This window comes from Bacteriovorax sp. DB6_IX (genome assembly GCF_000447775.1).
Lineage (GTDB): Bacteria > Bdellovibrionota > Bacteriovoracia > Bacteriovoracales > Bacteriovoracaceae > Halobacteriovorax_A.
The window spans coordinates 1-22658 of sequence record NZ_AUNJ01000448.1; the positions used below are offsets into that span (position 1 = coordinate 1).

The following is a 22658-nucleotide window of genomic DNA, read 5'->3' on the forward strand; positions in this document are numbered from 1 at the left end:
AAAAGACGATAAGTTAGCTATGATTTATAGAGCACTTATCGTCTTTTCTTTTTTTATTTCTCCCTTTGCCATTGATCAGAGTTGGCAAGCTCAAAAAACTGAAGTTAACCATAAAATATGGACTTACAAAAAAGAAGATCTTGGTTTTCAAAAGACAGCTCAAATCCGACACATTTAACTTTGAAAAGTATAAGTTTAAAACCATCAAGCACAAAGCGAAGATGCTTAATTTTATAGGTGCAAGTGATTGGCAAATAAAAGAAAAGGCCCAGAGCAATAAGAAACTCGTCATTCGTGGTCAATATACTGATACTCAAGGAAAGACTATTTACTTTCTTGAGGGACATTACAAAAGAGATAAAGAGCTTAAGCATTTTCTTTTAACAGGACCAGACAAACTTAAAAATTTAAAAATAGAATTGGCAAAGATTGAGGAGTTATTAAATGACTACCTCTAAGCACTTTAAAAATATCATCACGATAATTTTATCTTGTCTTCTCTCTCTTAATGCTTTGGCATTAGAGTTAGAATTTGGAAAGATCTCTCCTACTGTTTTGGCCTATCAAGAACAATGTCAGGTTGATTTTAAAAATAAGAGCTTACCTCCGGGCTGGGAGAAGAATTTTTGTGAGATTGTCGTTCAAGGCCCTATCTGCAAAGAAGTTCCCAAGAAATACAAAAGAGATTGCTCTGTAGAACTAGAGACTGTTAACCCTCTTGATGCCTTTGGTTCATGTTTTGATGGCTTCTTTAACTCACTCTCAGAGATGTGGGATTTTCTAACTGAGGCCATGTCTCTACTCTATGACGAAGAGAAAAGAGCTGAAGTCTCAGAAGAAGGAAAGGCCTTTCTTGATAGTCTCGCACTCTACTATGAAACAGAAGTTATTAAGGCCAAGCAAGAGATGTCTGGTCCATTTAAAGACACACGAGCAGGTCTTGTCGCAGGAAAGAATCTCTTTATTAAAATACTAAAAGATTTTCTGATTGAGCCACTCTCTGAAAAATACAAGCAGTATGCTTGTTATAATAAAGAAGGTGCTGTTCACTATACTTGTGAGACACTCACTGAATATTTCTTTCCTCCTATAGCGATTCTTACAGCGATCAAAAAAGGTAAGAAATTTGTCAAATCATTTAGAGAGAGCTCTGAGCCGAGTCTCCCTTCACCACCTCCGACACCACCTTCAATTGTGACACCAGAGCGTCGCTCACGTGCAAGATGGGAATTTGCAGAATATGGAAATAAGAGAATTGGCAAGGCCTACCTCAAGTATGAGGACTCTCCGATCAACGATGTTAAGCCTCCAAGAATGGGAATGGCACAGGAGTACAAGTCAGAATCCTTTACTCTTCAAACTCCACTCAAACCAATAAGTGCCAATATTGCAAAAATCGATGAGCATCTTAAAAATGGTGCCATAAAGAAAGATGGTATCAAGAAATTAGAAGGTGGTATTACAACTTCCTTTGTCGTCGAGCTTGAAGATGGAACAAAGGGAATCTTTAAGCCCCGGGCAGAATCAGACTGGGCCTCGAACTATCGTGCCGAAGTTCTTGCCTATGAGGTAGATAAGTTTCTCGATCTAGATATCGTTCCTCCTACTGTAGAGAGAACTATTAATAATTCCAAGGGAAGCTTTCAGAAATTTGAGGACAGCATTGGTGATGGCTTCACTCATGCTTCTTTTGCAAAACAAGAAGTCCTAGACAAGCAGAACTTCTTCGATCTGATTATAGATAATAGAGATCGTCACCCTGGAAATTATCTCATCACCAAGCACGGTAATATTCACTCTATTGACCATGGTCTTACTTTCACCGGACGTGGATATAATGCCAAACATTTTGATGAAGTCAAAGAATCCATCTCACGCTTTATAAAAACTCAAGAAGGTGCTCAGGCCATAAAAAAACTAGAGACAATGAATCGTGATGAGTTCTATCGTGGACTGACAGATTATCTAGGCCCTCTTGATGCCACAAGAACAATGGATCGTATCGACTTTCTTATTAAGTTTAGTAAAGACTAATTCACAAGATCATTCTAGATAGAAACAAGCTAAAGACACCTGTTAATATTTTAGTCGTTCACACTTTGCATAATCAATAAGTTACCGTTGTTTTCTTGGCAAAGAATTTGCAATGATTAATTCTATGAGAACACTAATTCTATGCCTTTTATTTCTGAGTGCCTTAACCAGTCATGCCACGAGTCCAGCGACTGGATACTTAGGGATTATTTCAGAGGGACCGGGTGCAGGAATGTTCGGGCATGCCTTCATTGCTTTTTCAAAAAACTATCAAGTAAATAGTTCAATGGAAATTTTAGAATACAATTTGGAAATCAATACTCTTTCAAAAGAAAAACTAGATAAAATGAGTCTCATGGAAAAAGTTAGCAGCTTCTTTAATGGCCCATACAAAGTCTATACTCACGATTTTCATCAATATCTCGTCAAGTACATCAATCGCGGGCAGACCATATCTTTCTATAAGATTAATGCAAACTCTGAGCAAATTTTAAGAATTTATAAGTCTATATTTGAAGACAAGAAAGAAAGAAATCTTCACGAAAAGAATGACTACAATATCTTTACGAATAATTGTATCACTGAACTTATTACTACAATTCAGCAAGATCTTCGCATTCAAGCGGAGTTACCATCGGTCAGACCACTCTACTATAAAGAACATGATAAAGAGCTTAAGTACCTCTCTTTAAAAAAGATTATAGATTCAGCAATGGACATCTATACTTTAACTGAAACAGGAGACGACCCGGCCGATCTTGTGGCGAAGAAATGTGGTTTAAAGCTTGAGAGTTATCTTAACCAAAAAACAAAAGTTGAAATTATCTTAGATAAAATTCACAACACTCAAGACTGTATTAAAGATGATGATTTTTCTGAGTACTACTTTCAAATGATGATGAATAATATGCCTTCGACATCACGAGCTGAAGATTTCTTTGAACAAACGAATTAAAAAGGCACCTAAGAGGTGCCTTCGATATTGCTTAAATTTTAACAGACCATTCGACTCCATCTGCTGAGTCTTGAAAATCAATTCCCATGGCATGAAGTTCATCTCGTACCTTATCGGCACTTTCCCAATCTTTATCTTCTCTGGCCTTAGCTCTTTTTGAGAGAAGCTCTTCAACTTGAGAAGTTTCAATTCCTTTTTTCTTTAAAAGGATTCCATTGATCTCACTAAGGACTTTTGTCGGCTCCTCATCAAAGAGTGCCATCATTGCTCCATACTTGTGAGTCCATTCCTTAAAGGCCTTTGCCGTAGGAACAGAGTTAATGTCTTTCTTCTTCTTTTCCAGTCCAAGTGTATTAAAGGCCCTAACCGCTTCATAAATAGAGGCGATTAACTCCCCTGTTCCAAAGTCATCATTAACAGCTTTTTCAATTTTCTTATCAAGAGAGCTCAGAGTCTCGGCGAATTTCTTATTTACTTTTGCACTATCACTTGTTGCAAAGTTTTCAATAATATCATTAGCAACTTTTAGCGCCCTATAAACTCTTACAAGACCAGAGAATGTTTGCTCAATCTTTTCATCACTTACATTAAGAATTGATCTATAGTGAGAAGAGAGAACAAGGAATTTAAAAACTTCTGGGTGATATTCATCCATAAAAGTTCTGGCCGGAATAATATTTCCCAGAGACTTTGACATCTTTTCACCAGACATATTGATGAAGTTATTATGCATCCAGTAGTTAACATATTTACATCCAGTACATCCTTCACCTTGCGCAATTTCATTTTCATGGTGTGGAAAAATTAAATCAATTCCACCACCGTGAATATCAATAGAATCTCCAAGAATAGACTTAATCATCGCCGAACACTCAATATGCCATCCAGGACGACCTTTGCCCCATGGAGAATCCCAACTTGGCTCACCTTCTTTAGCAGGCTTCCAAAGAACAAAGTCTCCAGGATTCTTCTTTCTTTGATCAACTTCAACACGTTGACCTGCATTAAGCTCATCTAGTTTCATTCCAGAAAGTTGTCCGTATGTTGAAAAAGTATCAATTGAATAGAAAACTTCCCCATCAACTTCATAAGCTTTTTCTTGAGAAATCAGACTTTCTACATATTCTATAATCTGATCCATATACTCAGTAACTTTAGGGTTATGATCATGAGGTCTTAAGCCTAAGCGTGAGTAGTCCTCTCTAAAGGCCTCAATATATCTTTCACTAATAACTGTGGCATCAACACCTTCTTCAATTGATTTATTAATGATTTTGTCATCAACATCTGTGTAGTTGTAGACAAATGTCACGTCATAACCAATATGCTCCATCCAATTTCTCGCAAAATTGAAGAAAATTGGCCCTCGAAAGTTACCGATGTGCAGCAATCCATAAACCGTTGGCCCACAGAGGTATAATTTTACCTTTCCTTCCTCAAGTGGTTTGAATAATTCTTTCTGCTTCGTTAGAGTATTATAGATAGTAAAACTCATTGCCTTTTTTCTCCTATAGAGCACGGTTTATGCTTTATTTGATAATATGGCAATCATACCCAAAAAGGACGTTAAAGTCATGCCAACATTCGATTTGATTGTAAAAAATGGAACACTGACAACCTCAACATCAAAGCGTATCGCTGATATTGGGATTAAAGACGGAAAAATCACCGAAGTTGGCGAAATTAACGCCGAGGCCGATCGAGTTATTGATGCTACTGGCCTCCATGTTCTCCCTGGACTTATCGACACACAAGTTCATTTTCGTGAGCCAGGACTTGTTCATAAAGAAGACCTGGAAAGTGGTTCCCGTGCGGCGGCCCTTGGCGGGATTTGTACTTTCTTAGAAATGCCAAATACCAAACCTGCAACAACAAGTGTTGAGAGGGTTCAAGAAAAAATTGATTTAGCGAAAGAAAAGTCACATACCAACTTTGGCTTCTTCATTGGAGGAAGTGAAAAGAATCTCGAAGAAATTCTCAAGGCCGAAGATCTTGAAGGATGCTGTGGACTGAAAATCTTCCTTGGAAGTTCCACGGGAGACCTTCTTCTTTACAAGCGAGATATTCTTCTCGATATTTTTAGAAAAGTAAAAATGCCAATTGCTGTCCACTCTGAAAGTGAGCCTCGTCTGCTCGAGAGAATTGCACTTAGAGATAATGCGACTTCTGTCCATGCTCACTATGACTGGCGTGATGCTGAAAGTGCTCTTGAATCGACAAAAATGATTATCGATGTGGCCAAAGAAGCTGGACGCAAGGTTCATATTCTTCACCTCACAACACGCGAGGAAATGGAATTTCTTTCACAAAATAAGGAACACTGTACAATCGAAGTCACTCCGCAACACCTGAGCCTGTGTGCTCCAGATATCTACGATAAGATAGGCACATTTGCTCAAATGAACCCACCTATTAGAACAGAAGAGCATAGAACTGGTCTTTGGGAAGGGTTAGAGGCAGGACTGGTTGATGTGCTAGGTTCAGACCACGCTCCTCACTCTATTGAAGAAAAAGAAAAAGGATACCCTCACTCACCTTCTGGAATGCCAGGGGTCCAAACAATCTTCCCAGTCATGCTTCACCATATGAATGAAGGCCGTATAAGCCTAGAAAAAATAATTGAGCTTTTGAGTGAAACTCCTGCTAAACTATATTCCCTAAATAAAGGGAACTTGGACATTGGGACCGATGGCGATCTTACTCTCGTAGACTTAAAAGAGAGTTGGACGATTCAAAATGAAGACCAGGCCTCAAAATGTGGTTGGACTCCATTTGCAGGCCTTGAGATTAAAGGCAGGCCAGTCGGTACAATCGTTATGGGACAAGTTTCAATGCTTAAAGGAGAAGTCTTCGATATTGATGGCGCTCCGATAAAAAGAGGTAGTTAATGGAAGTTTCAAAGAAAATACAAAGTGCTTACGAAGTTGCGAAAAAGGCCAGAGAAAATGCTCATGCAGTCTACTCAAACTTCTTCGTTGGCTCAGCAATAGGTATCAAGGGAAGTGATGAAATCTATCCAGGATGCAATGTTGAAAATATTAGCTATGGGGCGACAATCTGTGCAGAAAGAAACTCAATCCTTTCGGCCGTGGCCCGCAATGGAAAGATTGAACTCGATTACGTCGTCGTTGTTTGCGACACTGATCCCGTGACAGTTCCTTGTGCTCTTTGCTTACAAGTGATCTCAGAATTTGCGAAACCTGACTTACCAATTTATCTGGGAGATCTCGAAGGGATCAAGAAAGAGCTGAAATTCTCAGATCTACTTCCTGCCCCATTCGATACATTAGACTGTTAAAAACTGCTCCTCTATCGTGGGGATGAGATTCACTCATCTCCATGAAATCATTTCTGAATTATCAGAATTTTCTCAGCTGTTAAAAATGTAAGTAGGCAAGTTGATGTTTTTACTTTAAAACCCTTTATCTTTAACCCCATTTCTGTATATCAGTTTGAGACTGTTAGTTAAGAACATGGAGTGTTTCTTCTGTTTCGAAGGAGCACTCTAAACACCTGACCTCTTCATGAACATAGAGATTGTCATGATCAGATAAGTGAGTCATCGTTAATTTTGCACCACAATTAGGGCAATTCTCAATCTGCTTTATCACGTCAGTGACGCTTCCATAGAATCTTTCAAAATTTTCAACTCTAAGAGACTTGTTAGACACGTCCTCCTCCTCTTAGTGAACTGCTTCTCTATTTATTTTACAACAAAATCGCAGGCTTCTCATTGAGTTTCTGCTCTAATTCGAGATTTCAGGTAGTTAAGAATAGACACAAGGTATTTTGTCGAGGTTTTGTACCCCAGAATCAGTCTATAATAAGGGGAAGCCTTATTGCCAAATAATGGAAACCACGATAAAAAGGGGCTCTAATATAATAAGGTTTTTTTTAACCTATTTTTGAATAAGACAAAGGTGTCGATATGAAAAACATCGAAGCATTGAGAAATAAGCGCGAAGATATTATGAACCCTGGAATTAAAGATGAATCAGGGCTTAACGATTTCCAGAAAAGACCAAATGAAGTTCAAATCACAATTCCAAAAGTTGGAATTGAAAGATTCAGAATTCCACTAAACTTTGAACATGCTGATGGATCTGTCATGACTCACGATTCAGAAGCTTCAATGTTCGTCTATCTTGAAGCTCATAAGACAGGGGCAAATATGTCGCGTTTCTGCAAGATTCTTCAAGCAGAAGGTGCAGAGCAAATTGTTAACAATAACTTCTATAAGACTATTCTTAGAAAATATAGAACAGACCTAAGAGACTATGAAGATAGCCACTTATTCCTAAGGCACACCTCAAACTAGACTTTAAATACCCTGTTAAGCAAACGTCTCTTAAGAGTGGAAACTGGGGATGGCAATACTACGAATGTGCATGGGAAGGAACTGAAGATAAGACAGATAAAGTTCTTATGAACCTTACGATTAAATATGAGTACTCTTCAACTTGTCCATGTTCTCTATCGATGTCAAAACAATACGAAGAAGAATATCGTCAAGGTAAGACAACGGAAGGTAGCGGAATCGCTTCTGCTCACTCGCAAAGATCTGTTGCGACTATCACTGTAACTTATGATGCAGAGACGGACTTCCACATTGAAGATCTTATTGAACTCTGTCGTCACGCTCTACCAACTGAAACACAATCACTTGTTAAGAGAGCTGATGAGCAAGCCTTTGCCATCCTAAATGGTGACAATCCAATGTTTGTTGAACATGCGACAAGAAGAATCAGCACAGTTTTCAATGAATGCGATAAGCTTATTGACTGGGAAGCAAAGGTAGAACACCTTGAATCTCTTCACAGCCACAACGCTGTCGCCTATATTAGAAAAGAAAGAAACTAATTAAGTATTAAAAAATACAGCTTAAAGGCCTTAAACTCCCCTGTTTAAGGCCTTTTTTTGTTGCCAATAGTCATTCATTTCTCGTAATATCTGAAGCTATGAGTACCTATAGAATCCTACTTACAGAAGATGATCCCGATATCAGAGAACTCGTTGAGTTTGATATCCAGAGGATTCTAGACTCTAAATGTCAGATTGATCTCGCTTCTAACGGACAACAGGCCATTAACTTTCTCAAAGAAACACAATACGACGTGGTAATTTCTGATTATCACTTACCGGATATTTCAGGTGAAAAGGTCCAAAACTCTGTTCAGTCTGAAACACCATTTATTTTCATGAGTGGAGATATTCGTGTGAATAATATGTGTGACGGAAAGAGAGTTTTTGCACTGGAAAAGCCATTTCGAAGTGAGCAAATGGCCGCACTATTACAAACGGCATTGAGAGGAAAACAGCTGCTTAACTAGCAACTTCTTTCTTTGTTTCCCAACTTAGTTCTGCAATTCGACTAGCAATATCATCTTTATGTTCAACATAATTAACGGCACCAATTCGAGCTGCTTCTTTTGGCATTCCATAAACAACACAAGACTCTTCATCCTGGCCAATTGTTTCGGCTCCAGCATTCTTTAGGGCCAGCATTTCCCTTGCCCCATCTTTTCCCATACCTGTTAGCATAACTGAAACAACATGCTTGCGCTTTGTTAATGGGACAACTGATTTAAAGAGATAATCAACTGACGGCTTGAATCTATTGACTGGCTCATCGTCAGTAATCTTCACTCTAAAAATCCCACCTTCATTTACAACTTTCATTTGTTTTCCACCAGGAGCGATCAAGACCTTATTGGCCTCAACTGTTTCACCATCTTCGGCTTCTTTAACAGTGAAAGGACAAAGGCTATTCATTCTATCTGCAAAGGCCTTTGAAAAAACGGGTGGAATATGTTGAACAATTAGTGTCGGTGGTACATGACTTGGTAATTTTGTCAGAATATCTTTAAGAGCATTTGTCCCTCCTGTTGATGATCCGACAACAACCAGTGAGTCAAGATTCATCTCAGAGACAGGCCTTGCTCCAAGCTTATTAATTTGTGAAGCTGTCTTTTTTGAGTGAGCCGCTTCTTTTACTTTTTCAATGAGAATTGGGGCGACGACTGAAAGCTGGCTAACTTCTGGCTTTTGAATATAATCAAAAGCACCAAGCTCGAGGGCCTCGAGAACGAGAGGTCCCTCTTCGATACTTATCGAAGTTACCATAATTGTAGGAATATTATACTTTGGCCCAATAACTTTTAAGAGATCAACTCCTGTCATCTCTGGCATATGAATATCCAATGTCATCACATCAGGTTTATGCTTCTTAATGAGTTCTTCAACTTCACTTGGCTTTTCTGCCATAGCACAAACTTCAATGCCTGGAGCTTTAGTAAAAACCTTGTTTAAAAGATTACGAATTGTTTTAGAATCATCGACAATAAGGACTTTGACATCTTTTTTGACGACCTCAGGTTTTTGAACAACTAAAGATTTAGTGACCCTTAACTTACCATCCGCAGGAAAGAACATGACTTCAAATTCACCATCACGTGGAACCTTCTTAACTTCATTTGGACTAAAGTTGGCCAAAACAGTAGAGACAGCATTTATTGAAGATGAAGGACCTATCACTTTATAAGTCAGGTCTTCTTCCCTAAAAGTGTCCTGAGCAATTTGAATAAAGTTCTTAACTTTGTGAGGGCTATCATTTTCTAAAATTGAGGCAACAGCTTTTCCCGCACGATTGACAGCGACAACGAAAGCTTGATTATTAATTTTATAATAAAGTTTAGCACCATCTTTTTCAGTTAATAACTTAAGCATTATATTTCCTACTACTTACTCAAAAAATCACTCGACATATAGGCAAAGCTTGTCGCGGGTACAACATCCGTTGCTACTTCTGTTAATTCACACTTATAATTTAAGTCTTCGACTAAGAGATGCGCATTATCCCAGTGGAGCATTTTATCCCCAGCATGAGTCGATGCTTTTCCAAAGACAACAATTGACGTTGGTTTAGATTTCTCTCTTGTACAAACATCATCATAGAGTTTTTTAAAGTCTGCCAAATAGACAGTATTGGCATCAAAAGAAGATGGCATCTCATCCATTAGCTCAACTTTGTATGAAAGCTTAGAAGAGAATTCTCCTTTTAAGGCCTCCAAAATATTATCTTGTCCTTCAAAGAACATAACAGTTGGAGGTTGTTCTCCATGCAGTTCTTTGAAGAAAGTTTCAACCTTTTTTTGATCACTAATTGAGCAGTAAATGGCCCTAAATTTATCTTTGGCCTTATCAATCGTAATCTTTTGTTCAAACTCTTTATCAATACTTGAAACGTGACTTGTTTCAAACATTCTATCCATATAAGCAACTTTGAGCTTAGTCTTAATTTCTTCTCCACGCTCCATAATATTATTAAGAGCTGGTTTTTCAATGAAGTCACTTGCCCCTGCTCTTAGAGCTTTCATGGCAGCATCTGAATCATCACGAGAAGCAGAAGAAATCATGACAACAGGAGGATGTCCTTTCTTATAGTGCTTCTGAAGATAAGTTACTCCATCCATTTCTGGCATATGGATATCGAGAGTCACGATATCTGGTTTATGCTTTTCAACCATTTCATGAGCTTCAAGCCCATTTTTAGCAACCCCAACAACTTCAAAGCCATCATCAGAGCCAAAGATCTTCTTTAATAAAGTTAAAATACTCGAAGAGTCATCAACACATAGAACTTTTAGTACCGCTGGCATCTCTGGAAGTTTTGCAACCGGAGCAGCTGGGCGAGCGGCCGGAGTGATTGAAGCAGGCGCAGCTGAATCTGTCACAACAGGCTCAACAACCTTCTCTACTTTATGTGTATAAATTGAAGGACCAACATTCGTGATCTCTAGATCAAGTCCTCCAAGAGACTCAGAAATACCACTAAAGAAGAATGAAGTCTTATGCATAAAGTGTAAGAAGTCATTCATGATATCTTTAATTTGTTCTGGTCGAAAATAAATAAAGACATTACGACAAAAGATAATATCAAATTTCTCGCCACGCATCTTTGTTTTAAAATCCAAAAGATTTAATGGTCTGAAAGAGACATTTGACGTAAGTGTTTTCTTTGCTTTTACATAATCTGAAATATCACCTTTACCACGGGCCCAGTGCTCTCCTAAATAATTCATCGGAACACTTTTAATCTCACGTCTATGATAAACACCATTCTCTGCAACTTTAACAGACTCAGGATCAATATCACTTCCAAAGATATGGTACTTCATAGTTGGATCAATCTTAGGTAGGTAGAAATCAAAGAACATGGCCAAAGAATAGACTTCTTGTCCTCTTGAACAAGCAGCAGACCAGACTTTAATTGTATTTTCACCTCTTGCTCTAACATCAGCAACGATTTGAGCAAGATTCGTTTTTAAGTATTCGAAGTGATTGAACTCACGAAAAAAGAATGTATGGTGAGTTGTAAGAAGAGAGACAAGAACACCGGATTCTTTCTCCATATTTCTTTCAAGAAAGCTTAAATATTCTTCAGGTGTTTGCAATCCAAGTTCAAGCATTCGTTTTTTCACACGAGTTTGAACCATTAAGGCTTGTTTTTCTTCTAAAACATTACCCGATATCTTGGCTACAATAGCTGAAACTCTCTTAATTAGACCGTCGTATCCGCCGGCACGCAATGGAGCAGTGCTCATATATCCTCTCTTCTCTTTAGAATGTATGCGTTATAAAAGTATATGCGTACTCATGACTAAGCAGCAGCTTTCATACCACCTAGCGCTTTCATATCTTTGAGATCTAGCACTTTAGCAACATCTAGTAGAACAGTTAGGGCGTCTTCTTTTCTATAGACACCTCTGATATATTCAGCGTTCACTTGTGATTCTATTTCAGGTACATCATTAACGTCATCAGCAGTAAATGCAAGAACTTTATTAATAGAATCGACAACGATTCCTAAGTTCATTCCATTTATATCAACAATAATAACCGATTCCTCGTGATTATTCTCTTTAGGCTTAATTTTTAATTTAGTCCTTAAATCCACAACTGAGATAACTTGACCTCTAAGATTCATAATTCCTAAAAAGTGTGGCGGTGCCTTTGGAATTGGAGTTGTTTCAGGAACAGAGATAACTTCCCTTACTGATAGTAATGGAATGGCATAATCTTCTTCTCCGAGACTAAACTCTAAGAATCTTTGTACTTCATAATTGACATCATTTCCGTCTGTTTTTAAATTTTCGATACTCATCCTACGCTACCCTTGCTACATTTTCTTTGATTGAATTATTATTTTTCTTTAATGACCCACTATATAGTTCGTTTAAATCTAGAATAAATGATGGTTTCCCATCCCCTAAGATTGAACTTCCCATGAAGCCTTTTCTCGATCTAATCTCATCACCAAGCTTCTTAATAACGACCTGTTGTTGATGAAGAATATCATCGACAAGGACCGCATAATTAAAGCTTGAGTTATGGATGATAATTGCGATCTTATCGCTTGATTCACCATCATCCATTTTACGACTTAAAGTCTTACCAATATTAAATAATGGGAGAACCTCACCTCTAAGGTTGAGACACTCGCCAAAACCTGTGATTGAGTTAATAATCTCTTTACTTGGCTTGAGAGACTCATGTACTTGAGATAGAGGAATAATATATTTTTCACTTCCAACTCTAACAACCATTCCATCAATAATGGCCATCGTAAGTGGAAGACATACCTTAAATGTACTTCCTTTACCCATCTCAGTTCTAACTTCAATTGATCCCGACATTCCTTCAATATTTGTCTTAACGACATCCATCCCAACACCACGACCAGAGACTTCTGTTACCTGCTCTTTAGTTGAGAATCCTGGGTGGAAAATATATTGAATCATTTCATGTGCAGGAATTTCTTTATTAGGGTTAATTAATCCCTTTTCAATGGCCTTAGCTCTAATCACATTGTGATCAATCCCACCACCATCATCATTAATTTGAATAACGAGATTATTCCCTTCGTGGAAAGCCTTAATTTCAACATTTCCAACTTCACTCTTTCCGGCCTTTATTCTTCCCTCTGTAGACTCTAATCCATGATCAACTGCATTTCTTACGATGTGAACAAGTGGATCTGAGAGGTTCTCAAGTACCGTTTTATCAATCTCTGTATCTTCACCAACAAGATGAAGCTTTACATTCTTATTAAGTGTTTTTGATGTATCTCTAACAATTCGATTCATCTTCTGTAGAGTGGCCTTAAGAGGAACCATTCTCAGAGACATTGAGATCTCTTGAATCTCTTTTGATAGCTTACCTAGTTGTGCAATTGATTTGTTTGCAAGACCATCGTGAATCGCCGTAAAACGTCTTTGATCAAGAACCGTTTGTAAAATAACAAGCTCTCCAACCACGTTATTAAGCTTTTCAACTCGAGATAGTGCAACTCTGATACTTTCATCTTCCGACTTTTTCTTTACCGGTGCAGATGGTTTATTTGCAGCAGGAGCAGGCGCAGCTGGTTTCTTCTTAATCTCTGTCACTTCGGCCATTGGCCCTGAGACTTCGGCCGGAATTTCTGGCTTAGTTTGAGCAACAATATCCTCACCTTTTTTGATGGTTAGACCTTCATCTAACTTCTCAACAGGTGCCGTTTTAAGCTCAAGCTCTTTTAGGATTGAATCGTCTTCAAGTCCAAGCTCACGTAGAGACTCAAGTGCTGAAGCAGATATCTCAACATCATTATCACCCGCATCCTCTACCATTGCAGGGGCTTCTTCAGTATCTAAGGCCGCAGCAAAATCATCTTCAAAGCTTGATGACTCTTCAAACATATCGGCACTTGGAACTGAATCAAATTCTTCAACAGCAGGTGTCACCTCTTCGACTTCATCAAAAGCTTCTTCAGAGAAGGACTCTTCAGCAGCATGAACTTCAGCAGCAGCGGAATCTTCCCCAGTAATATCTCCACTTAAAACCCCAACGATTTTTGCGATGATTTCAGTACTATCGAATGTCGCTTCAATATCGTCTTTAAGAGTGTGAATCATATGTGTAATGTGATCATTACATTCTAGAAGGACTGTTACGACAAAGTCTGTCACTTCCATTTCACCAGTTTTTAATTTTAGGATAAGGTTTTCCATTTCGTGAGTAAACTCAGCGACTTCTCCAAAACCAACAGCTCTCGAAGTTCCCTTCAAGTTGTGTGCTAACCTAAAAATTTGATCGAGAAGGTCGGTACTATCCTTGTCATTTTCTAAGGCCAAAAACGCCTGTTCAGAGTCTTCTAATAATTGAAGTGACTCTTCTAGAAAATCTTCCTTCAGTTCTCTTTCAAAATCTTCCATTCCCATTCCTCGATTTTTTCTTAATCTTCACTTGGGCTTTTCGGCAAAAATAATTACTTTATAAGGTAAAATTTTAAATTAAGAATCAATGTTCACTTAGTTAATTTTTGCCCTTCATAGTCACGACGTAACCCACTGAAACTAGGCGCTTTTTCATCTGAAAATGTTCATGAAAAATGATGATTTCTTAACCTTTTCTCAAGTGCCTTTGATTTGAGACAAAAAAGGCCTCCAAGAGGAGGCCAAAAGCATATTTACCATTGTGCTAATTTCTTTATAAACTCTGTCCATCTCAAACGTGGATAACCTGTTTCTTCAAAAATAAAGGCCTCTTGTGAGAAATCAAAATTGGACATAGATGTCACCCTATCTCCAAAATATGCAGCAGATGTTGTGATCCCAGTCGAAGATGAGCTATAAGAATTCCCATCGGCAGAAATCGAATTTGTGAATGTTCCCGACGTCTCTGTTCCAAAGATTGGGGAATATGATCCATTGATTTTCATCAAGTTCAAGACATTACTGACATTATCCATTGAGGAACTCCCCACGAGCCCTCCACAATTTGTAGGAGTTGAACAAGTCGTGAAGTCTTGTTCGATTTCAATAATACTGTACATCGAACTATTTGATGTTCCAACAACTCCACCAGCAATGGTATTTCCACTTAATCGAGCTCTTGAGATAAGCCCTGCTCCAAGAATAGAAGTCCCCCTTCCAACAAGTCCACCAACACTCACATTCACATCAGCTGCTGAAATATGAGAATCGGTATCGATTCCCACTTTTAAAAGAGTCTTATTCGTAGGAGCACTCGTCAACATTAGAGAACCAGCAAGTCCCCCAACACCTACGGCCGATGTTGCTGTACTTGTCACATTCGTTCTCACAATTTTTATATCTTCAAACTCAAGAAAATCATTTACTGAGCCCGTAATATTTCCAACCAGACCACCGGTCTCTGCTCCCCCAGTAATTGAAGAGTCATAGAGCTCAATACCATAGAATCCCATCCAGCCACCGGCAGATGATCCCATACCTCCAAGAGCACCTGTTGCTCCTGCTCCAGAGTTAGTGAGATTAATATTTTTCAAATAAAGTTTCTTATATCCCGTTGGCGTTTCGTGATCAAACTCAACTCCTTCAAGAAGCTCTCTAATAAGACCGAGATTGCCACTTGAATCAGTGAAACTCACATTGATAATCGCATTATCATTCCCCATCATAAAACCACCAAACCTTTCCCAAGGGATAAAGTTAGCAGCGTTATTTTGAAAATCAAGATCGGCCATTAGGATGAAAGTTGATCTCTCCAGCGCAGAGTTTCCAACCGCCAGTTGTGTTTCTCCAATAAGTCTCCAGTCTTGAAATGATGACAGGGCAATTGGTTTTCTTCGTGTTCCAACTGTAGTTTTATAACGATTAAAAAACTTATCCGTTCTCAGACGGTACTTTCCATCTGCAGCGAGTTCCCAGTCTGTTCCCGTAAAAGTTGAGCCATCAACAGAGTTAAGTGTTGCGAGGTCTGGATGATGTGAACAATTACCTGTCGTTCCAGAACCAGTGTCAATAAAGCCACAATTTGTTATCGATGCCCCAGTTGAGTTTGAACCAATCCCCGTTTGAGAAGATTGTCCCGTAAGAGAATATAAGTATTGAAGAGAACAACTTGTACAAACACCGACAAGAAGTCCGTGAAAGGCCGTATTATTGGTCATCGTCCCCTCGTAGTAACTATTTGTCACTGAAGATGTTGTCGTTCCAACAATTCCACCTGTCCCTGATCCTGAGACAGTGTTAATCGTCATTTTAGAATGAGTATTGGAAATAGCTCCTGTCGATGTCGCCACAATTCCACCAGAAGTTCCTCCGGCACAATCGATAACTCCTTCAGACATAGAGTGAGTGACATTTCCACCTAGCTGATTCCCAACAATTCCACCACAAGTTGAGCGCCCTTTTAAAGTTCCATTATAATAGGCCATTTTAACGTCTGCAGGAGTCCCTCCAGTCTTACCAAAGATTCCACCAACTGGCGTTCCTCCAAAGGCTCCTTGATCTGCATCAATATCAATATTTGCCATTAACATCTGCCCATTGAAAGTTCCACCATGAGTAACAATTCCAGCAATCCCTCCAATATCTGGTGAGTTCGCAGTGTTATCGGTTAAGACAATATTACCTGATGATGTGATATGACTAAATTGATGTGATTCTGCAAGGGCTCCCACCACACCACCAATGGACTGTGCTGGGCGATCGAGAACAATATTAAGACTTTCAACATCAACATGATTTAAATTTCCATTTGTCACTGTTTTTCCAACAACACCACCAACTTCCCAAATCTTATTTAAGCTGTTTCCTGCTCCTGTTACAATTGAGCTACTCACAACCTGCACATCCTTGAGCTGTCCATCCATTTGTCCAAATACTAGACCAATTTCTCGAGAATCGTTTCCTCCAATCCCATCAATTGTAAGAGTTGAGTTTCTGACAGTAATAGATTTGGCTTCTCCTGCACTTGCATTATAAGCACCGCCCACAAGACCCATCTTGGCCATGGTTGCACCACCTAAACTATTCATGACACGCATTTGAATATTGTTTAAATTAATATTTTTAAGTTTTATTGTTGTACTAACATTTGTTGTCGCAAAGAGGACACCTACCCCATCTTGAGTCGTCCCATTAATATCGAAGTCCGCAGTAACCCCTGAGATATTCACCCCCTCAATATCTCCATCAATACGATCAAAAATTACTCCGTTACTATTAACAGTTCCCGTATAGTTGTAAGTGATATTACTTAATGTTTTACCATCACCAAAAAGACTTCCCCCGGAACCAATGGACATTGAATACGAAGCGAGGTCCGCTCCTCCAAAATCAATATTATCTCCAAGGATATACATATTTGTCGGATAATTTGTGAAAGCATCTAAGAACTGAGCTGAGTTACAAATCACATAGTGAGTATTCCCCTTATACATAATTCCATTTGATAGAATTGAGCCTGCACGATGAGTTGCAGTACAGTAATTACGTTTCAAGAAGAGAAAGTTCTTATTCTGATAATGATCTAGGGCCACACGAGAGCCGAGATCATTTTTAAAATTGAAGGTCTCCGGTGTTCCTGCACAGGCATAATTCTCAAAGGCCTCAACAATTACAGTTAACGGGGCTTCTCTATCATTGAAAAATGGCACTCTCAAACTCGAGTTCAATACTGGAGATGTTGGCCCAACGCCATCAATACATCCAGAAGTTAAACCAGTACTAAGTGAGACTCCCCCCTCTGGAGAGAATTCTGGAATTCTCAAACGATAAGAAAGTGTCGCTCCACGGATACAGTCATCAGCATAATCTTCAGCTTCTGACTCATTGATAGCATATTGATTGCTACAACTTAGTACAGTAAGAGGTGCAAATTGACCGATATCTTGCTGAGAGACCACCTCTCCAAAGACATCGTTTTGCTGACATTCTTGAAAATTATAATTGAGAACAACGTCTTGATCTCCTCCATTGAGGGAGATATTTTCATTTCTCGCACATTTCACAGAGCCCTGAAAGGCCCCTGGTCCATTCCAGGCAATCGTAATGAAACTCCATAATCCATTTGGTAACTCAATAACTTCTGTGCCAGAGACAATATTCTTGGAAAGATAAATGCCCGTGGCATCTTCTTTCTTACCAAAGATCATCAATCCCCCAGAAGAAAAAGGTGTGGCAGCAAAGGCCAACTGAAATTTCGCAGCAGTTTTCCCCTCAGGCGTTCCACATGAACTAAATAATCCCAGTAAGATTGTAATTAACAAAATGAACTTCATGATCGATTTCCTTTCAATTCGACGGTCTTTCTCACTCATCTTTTCGTCAAAGAAAGCTGCAACCTTACCTAGAGATCGATCCAAAAACTAAAAGGAAATTATTTCCAAAATGATGCTAAGCAATTGATAATAAATAAAAATAGCTGACAAAAAAAATCTGCATTTTTTCCAAAATGGTATTGACAGTTATCCCCACTTCTTATAATCTTACTTCACTTCAAAACAAGTCAAGAAAACGGGACATTAGCTCAGCTGGGAGAGCGCTACCCTTACAAGGTAGATGTCGGCAGTTCGATCCTGTCATGTCCCACCAGATTTTATATAAAAAGCCACTCATTGAGTGGCTTTTTTTTTGCCCGCGGCAAAATGCCAAGCATTTTGACGTCGGAGCTTTACCGTCACGCGAGCGTCAAAAAAACGCAAGCGAAGCGAAGCTTTTGACGCTTCAGCTGTGTGCGGAGACCATCTCCGCAAAGAAAATCCCCCCATCCCATTCCAAACAAAGATATCTTAGTTTTCAAAAAACAAAACCTTCAAATAAAATAAAAGCCAGGACCAAAGGAGCTATAATGTTTAAAATTTTACTAGGATTAAGCTTTGTAGTCTTTTCTAGAGATATATATAACCCTAACTTCTCTAGAGGAGGTTCTGCTTTACTAGAAGTAAAAATACATCACGATAAATGTGGAAAGCTTCCGAGGAGAAGGTTTATAATATTTGGTGATTATGTATCTACTTGTAAAAGGTACAAAACCTATAATTTATACAACTTAAATAGAGTTAAGAATGAATCATTCTTCTTCAATGATAGAATTTTTGAGGTAAATGAGAAATACATGTTACATCTTAGAGTCAGAAATAAGGATTTTCATGAAATAGCTGTCTCATATTATAAAAAAGAAGGAAATCAGTATAAGTTAAAATTTGAATCAATTAATAATTTAGATTTTAAGAAGTACTGTATAAAGAATCCTAAAGAAGTCGTATGTGATTATTATGAAGATTTCAACGAGTGATATCTGCTGACGATAAAAAAAGGCCCTAACAAGTAGGGCCCTTTTCTTAGATCAAAAAATTTATGCAGTTATAAGGCTAGTTAGCCACTTCCATTCCATTCTCAGAATCAAGAACTTTAAGTCCAACATGTTGCATGAACTTTTCTGGTTCTCTTAGGTTTAGAGCAAGCTTAAGAACTTCCTCTGCCCCTTGAACTGGGTGGATATCTAATCCAGCTTTAATTTCCGTTGGAATCTCTGGAAGATCTTTTGAATTCTTCCATGGAATAACAACAGTCTTAACACCGGCTTGCTTAGCAGCAAGTAGTTTTTCTTTCAGTCCACCAATTGGAAGAACACGTCCTCTAATTGTTACTTCACCAGTCATGGCCACATCTTGAAGAACAGGAATTCCTGTAATCGCAGATGTTAGAGCTGTTACCATTGTGATACCTGCAGAAGGTCCATCTTTTGGTGTCGCTCCCTCAGGTGCGTGGATATGAATATCATTCTTATTAAACCATTCGTGATCAATCCCCAGTTGTCCAGAAACTGATTTTACATAACTTAAAGCTGCTTGAGCAGATTCAGTCATGACCTCACCTAGCTTACCAGTTGTTTGGATTTTTCCGTTTCCTGGAGTTGTCACAACTTCAATATGGAGTAGCTCACCACCAACAGAAGTCCAAGCAAGTCCATTAACTAGTCCAACTTGAGGAGTCTCTTCGATTCCTGTTCCATCAAACTTCTTAGGACCAAGGTGCTTAGTAAGTTGTTTAGAAGTTACGTTGAACTTCTTTCCTTTTTCAACGTCTTTCGTTACAACTTCAGTAGCAATTTTTCTTGCAACAGTATTCATAACTCTTTCGAACTCACGAACACCGGCTTCTTTTGTATATCCTCTAATCGCATCAAGCATAACAGTATCTGACATAGTCACAGACCAATCAGTTAGACCATTATTCTTACACGCTCTTGGTAGAAGATATTCTTTACCAATTTGAAGTTTTTCAACTGGAGTGTAACCAGAAACATTAATGATTTCCATTCTGTCTCTAAGTGGTCCAGGAATACGTCCAAGATCATTTGCAGTCATGATGAACATAACTTTAGATAGGTCATACTCAACTTCAATATAGTGATCACCAAAGTTTTTGTTTTGCTCAGGATCTAGAACTTCAAGCATTGCTGAAGCAGGATCCCCTCTTTGATCAGAACTCATTTTATCGATCTCATCCAGAAGGATTACTGGGTTACTTGTTCCTGCTTTCTTAAGAGCATTAACAATCTTACCAGGCATCGCACCAACATAAGTTCTTCTGTGTCCTCTAATCTCAGACTCATCTTTTACACCACCAAGAGAAATTCTGTAGAACTCTCTTCCAAGTGATTCTGCAAGTGATTTTGCAATAGATGTTTTACCAACTCCAGGAGGCCCCGCAAGACAAAGGATTGTTCCCTTACCTTCATTTCCAACAAGGGATCTTACAGCAAGATATTCAACAATTCTTTCTTTTACGTCTTTCATCCCATAGTGATGATTATCTAGAATTTCTCTAGCACGGGCCACACTGTTGTTGTCTTCAGTATATTCAAACCACGGAAGTGTCAGCATCCAATCGATGTAATTTCTTACAACCGTTGCCTCTGCAGACATTGGAGACATTGACTTCAGTTTCTTAATTTCTTTTTGTACCTTAAGAACAGCTTCTTCTGGCATATTCTTAGCAGCAAGCTTTTCTTCCATTTCTTGAATTTCAGACTTCTCGTCTTTTTGTCCAAGTTCTTTCTGAATCGCATTCATCTGCTCATTAAGGTAGTATTCTTTTTGAGACTTTTCCATTTGAGATTTAACACGTGTTCTAATACGTCTCTCAACATTGATAATCTCGATCTCACCTTGCATCTTCTCAAGAAGAAGTTGTAGTCTCTTCTCTACATCTACTGCCTCAAGGATTTCTTGCTTCTCAGGAATCTTCATAGAAAGATGTGCCACGATAATATCAGCAAGTCTTGATGGATCAGTAATAGATGAAATACTCATAAGAAGTTCAGGTGGAATTCTCTTATTTAATTTCACGTATTGTTCAAAAACATTCTTGATGCTTCTGATTGTTGCTTCAGTACTTACAGGATCAACTGTTCCTTGAGTACACTTCTCAACGTCGGCCCAATAACCTTCTGGTTGAGACTCAAACTCACCAATCTTCGCTCTATACTTACCTTCGATTAAAACCTTAACCGTGTTATCAGGAAGTCTAAGCATTTGAATGATGTTTACGACAGTTCCAACGTCATAAACGTCTTCTCTATCTGGATTTAAGATGCTGGCATCTTTTTGAGTGACTAGAAAAAGCTCGTTACCATTTTTTTGCGCTTCTTCTAAGGCGTGGATAGATTTCTCTCTTCCTACAAATAAAGGCACGACCATATGAGGAAAGATGATCATGTCTCTCAGTGGTAGAAGAGGGAGTTTTTTTGCTTCCGCAGACCCTTTGTCTGACATAGTACCTCCTGCACTATTATTTTTTGATCTTTCACCGTTAATAATTAGACTTCATGTCACATCCACTAACGGCCTTTCTAATATTGTACTGGCCGTCCCTTATCCATGTCCAAAAAAAAATTTGCCTGTTAATCCTTTCCTAGGCCGTTCACCTTGGAAAAAAGACTAGTGATTTTATACACTTAGTATGGATTTCATCAGGTCAACCTGTTTTTTTCTTACGGCCTCTGACAGCATTTTACACATAAGATGTTTAGAAAATTTAAAGAATGTATGAAAATGGATCCAAACTGTCCTTGTATTTCTCCAAGATTCGCCCAGAAAGATCATAAAAATAACCAGAATAGGCCTTCTTTGAAAATCCTTCTTTAATTAGGGCAACCGCAAGGTTGTGTGAAATATTAAAAGTTTGGCAGAGCGGGTTCAACTTCCCGACTTCGGTCATAGGAAAACCAGTCCCATCAAGGTCCACATGGTGGTAGCGAACTATTTTCGTCACATCATCTGGAACAGTATTGATCTGAGAGAGAATTTGAAATTCTTCCTCGGCATGTTTTGAAAAGTTATCATAGAGTATTCTCTGATCAGCACTTGCCTCATCATCGACAGGGTTTTTGATAAAGTTCTCATCAGTGGTTTTAAAATCATGCAGAAAGGCCGCCATAGAAAGCTTATTCCTAGTCGCTTCATTATTCCATGGTGATTTCTGAATGGCATAAATCGCAAGATAATTAATCATGAGGGCCTTTTGTAAGAAGAAGTCTCCTCTTCCGCAAATATCGGCCAGAATTGTTTTAAGAGATGGAATCTTTTCCAATGAATAAAGTGTTGAGTCCATCGCATCTTCAACGAGTGTTAGAGTCGTCTCATTAATTCCCAAAAGAGAAGCTGAGGCACGTATCATGGCAATTGAATTCAGCTCATTATCAAATCGTTGCAGTCGATTCACCCACTGCTTTTCACTAAGACGCTCTTTCATGATTTCAACTTTCTTAGCTATTCGTTTTTCTAAAACAATTGGATAATCTTCTTTTGATACGAGAACTTTGACTTCATCTTTTTCTTGATACTTTTCAATCATTT

At 38.6% G+C, this 22658-nt stretch carries 18 protein-coding genes and 1 tRNA gene; 10 read left to right on the forward strand and 9 right to left on the reverse strand.

Going from position 1 to position 22658, the window contains the following annotated elements:
* Positions 1-221 precede the first annotated feature (221 nt).
* The 3 genes from M901_RS13850 to M901_RS13860 all read left to right on the forward strand — a co-directional run bounded on the left by M901_RS13850 (position 222) and on the right by M901_RS13860 (position 2989).
* Positions 222-458 carry a hypothetical protein gene (locus M901_RS13850; protein ID WP_034722376.1) on the forward strand — a complete coding sequence of 79 codons (237 nt, stop codon included), beginning with the start codon at positions 222-224 and terminating at the stop codon, positions 456-458.
* Positions 445-2034: a phosphatidylinositol 3- and 4-kinase gene (locus tag M901_RS13855; protein WP_021278838.1), complete on the forward strand. Its 1590-nt coding sequence runs from the start codon at positions 445-447 to the stop codon at positions 2032-2034. Before M901_RS13850 ends, M901_RS13855 begins: the two co-directional genes overlap by 14 nt.
* 124 nt (positions 2035-2158) lie before the next feature.
* The gene (locus M901_RS13860) at positions 2159-2989 is read left to right on the forward strand and encodes a DUF4105 domain-containing protein (RefSeq protein WP_157680027.1); all 831 of its coding nucleotides are present in this window, start codon (positions 2159-2161) and stop codon (positions 2987-2989) included.
* A 31-nt stretch (positions 2990-3020) separates the two neighbouring features.
* On the opposite strand, the gene cysS is transcribed toward M901_RS13860, so the two are convergent.
* Complete coding sequence (gene cysS / locus M901_RS13865; protein WP_021278833.1) at positions 3021-4484, reverse strand: cysteine--tRNA ligase; 1464 nt, start codon at positions 4482-4484, stop codon at positions 3021-3023.
* 79 nt (positions 4485-4563) lie between these two features.
* Here cysS and M901_RS13870 point away from each other — a divergent pair, with 79 nt between their 5' ends.
* On the forward strand, positions 4564-5877 hold the full coding sequence (locus M901_RS13870; protein ID WP_021278840.1) for a dihydroorotase: 1314 nt from the start codon (positions 4564-4566) through the stop codon (positions 5875-5877).
* Positions 5877-6287 carry a cytidine deaminase gene (gene cdd / locus M901_RS13875; protein WP_021278847.1) on the forward strand — a complete coding sequence of 137 codons (411 nt, stop codon included), beginning with the start codon at positions 5877-5879 and terminating at the stop codon, positions 6285-6287. The genes M901_RS13870 and cdd overlap by 1 nt, the downstream gene beginning before the upstream one ends.
* A 163-nt stretch (positions 6288-6450) precedes the next feature.
* Here the strand turns inward: cdd and M901_RS13880 are convergent, their stop codons facing one another.
* The gene (locus M901_RS13880; RefSeq protein ID WP_021278843.1) at positions 6451-6660 is read right to left on the reverse strand and encodes a hypothetical protein; all 210 of its coding nucleotides are present in this window, start codon (positions 6658-6660) and stop codon (positions 6451-6453) included.
* A 257-nt stretch (positions 6661-6917) separates the two neighbouring features.
* Here M901_RS13880 and M901_RS18235 point away from each other — a divergent pair, with 257 nt between their 5' ends.
* The 3 genes from M901_RS18235 (at position 6918) to M901_RS13890 (ending at position 8319) form a co-directional block, all read left to right on the forward strand.
* Complete coding sequence (locus tag M901_RS18235; protein WP_021278836.1) at positions 6918-7307, forward strand: GTP cyclohydrolase, FolE2/MptA family; 390 nt, start codon at positions 6918-6920, stop codon at positions 7305-7307.
* Positions 7283-7849, forward strand: coding sequence for a GTP cyclohydrolase I FolE2 (locus tag M901_RS18240; protein WP_198295408.1), 567 nt, complete (start codon positions 7283-7285; stop codon positions 7847-7849). Before M901_RS18235 ends, M901_RS18240 begins: the two co-directional genes overlap by 25 nt.
* A 98-nt stretch (positions 7850-7947) precedes the next feature.
* Positions 7948-8319 carry a response regulator gene (locus M901_RS13890; RefSeq protein WP_021278830.1) on the forward strand — a complete coding sequence of 124 codons (372 nt, stop codon included), beginning with the start codon at positions 7948-7950 and terminating at the stop codon, positions 8317-8319.
* On the opposite strand, the gene M901_RS13895 is transcribed toward M901_RS13890, so the two are convergent.
* The 5 genes from M901_RS13895 to M901_RS13915 all read right to left on the reverse strand — a co-directional run bounded on the left by M901_RS13895 (position 8312) and on the right by M901_RS13915 (position 18158).
* Positions 8312-9715 (reverse strand): chemotaxis response regulator protein-glutamate methylesterase, encoded by a 1404-nt coding sequence (locus M901_RS13895; RefSeq protein WP_021278832.1) that lies wholly within the window; start codon positions 9713-9715, stop codon positions 8312-8314. The genes M901_RS13890 and M901_RS13895 overlap by 8 nt on opposite strands.
* A gap of 11 nt (positions 9716-9726) precedes the next feature.
* On the reverse strand, positions 9727-11592 hold the full coding sequence (locus M901_RS13900; RefSeq protein ID WP_021278844.1) for a CheR family methyltransferase: 1866 nt from the start codon (positions 11590-11592) through the stop codon (positions 9727-9729).
* Positions 11593-11648: 56 nt separating this feature from the next.
* The gene (locus tag M901_RS13905; protein WP_021278842.1) at positions 11649-12152 is read right to left on the reverse strand and encodes a chemotaxis protein CheW; all 504 of its coding nucleotides are present in this window, start codon (positions 12150-12152) and stop codon (positions 11649-11651) included.
* Between the two features lies 1 nt (position 12153).
* A complete protein-coding gene (locus M901_RS13910; RefSeq protein ID WP_034722377.1) occupies positions 12154-14241 on the reverse strand; it encodes a chemotaxis protein CheA in 2088 nt (695 codons plus the stop codon).
* Positions 14242-14495: 254 nt separating this feature from the next.
* Positions 14496-18158, reverse strand: coding sequence for a hypothetical protein (locus M901_RS13915; RefSeq protein ID WP_021278834.1), 3663 nt, complete (start codon positions 18156-18158; stop codon positions 14496-14498).
* 153 nt (positions 18159-18311) lie between these two features.
* On the opposite strand from M901_RS13915, the gene M901_RS13920 reads away from it, so the two are divergent.
* Both M901_RS13920 and M901_RS17615 read left to right on the forward strand, forming a co-directional pair.
* Positions 18312-18387, forward strand: a tRNA-Val gene (locus M901_RS13920).
* A 256-nt stretch (positions 18388-18643) separates the two neighbouring features.
* A complete protein-coding gene (locus M901_RS17615; RefSeq protein WP_021278846.1) occupies positions 18644-19090 on the forward strand; it encodes a hypothetical protein in 447 nt (148 codons plus the stop codon).
* 76 nt (positions 19091-19166) lie between these two features.
* On the opposite strand, the gene lon is transcribed toward M901_RS17615, so the two are convergent.
* Positions 19167-21575: an endopeptidase La gene (gene lon, locus M901_RS13930; RefSeq protein WP_021278837.1), complete on the reverse strand. Its 2409-nt coding sequence runs from the start codon at positions 21573-21575 to the stop codon at positions 19167-19169.
* 262 nt (positions 21576-21837) lie between these two features.
* The coding region (locus tag M901_RS13935) for an HD domain-containing protein (RefSeq protein ID WP_021278845.1) at positions 21838-22658 on the reverse strand (821 nt) is incomplete at its 5' end.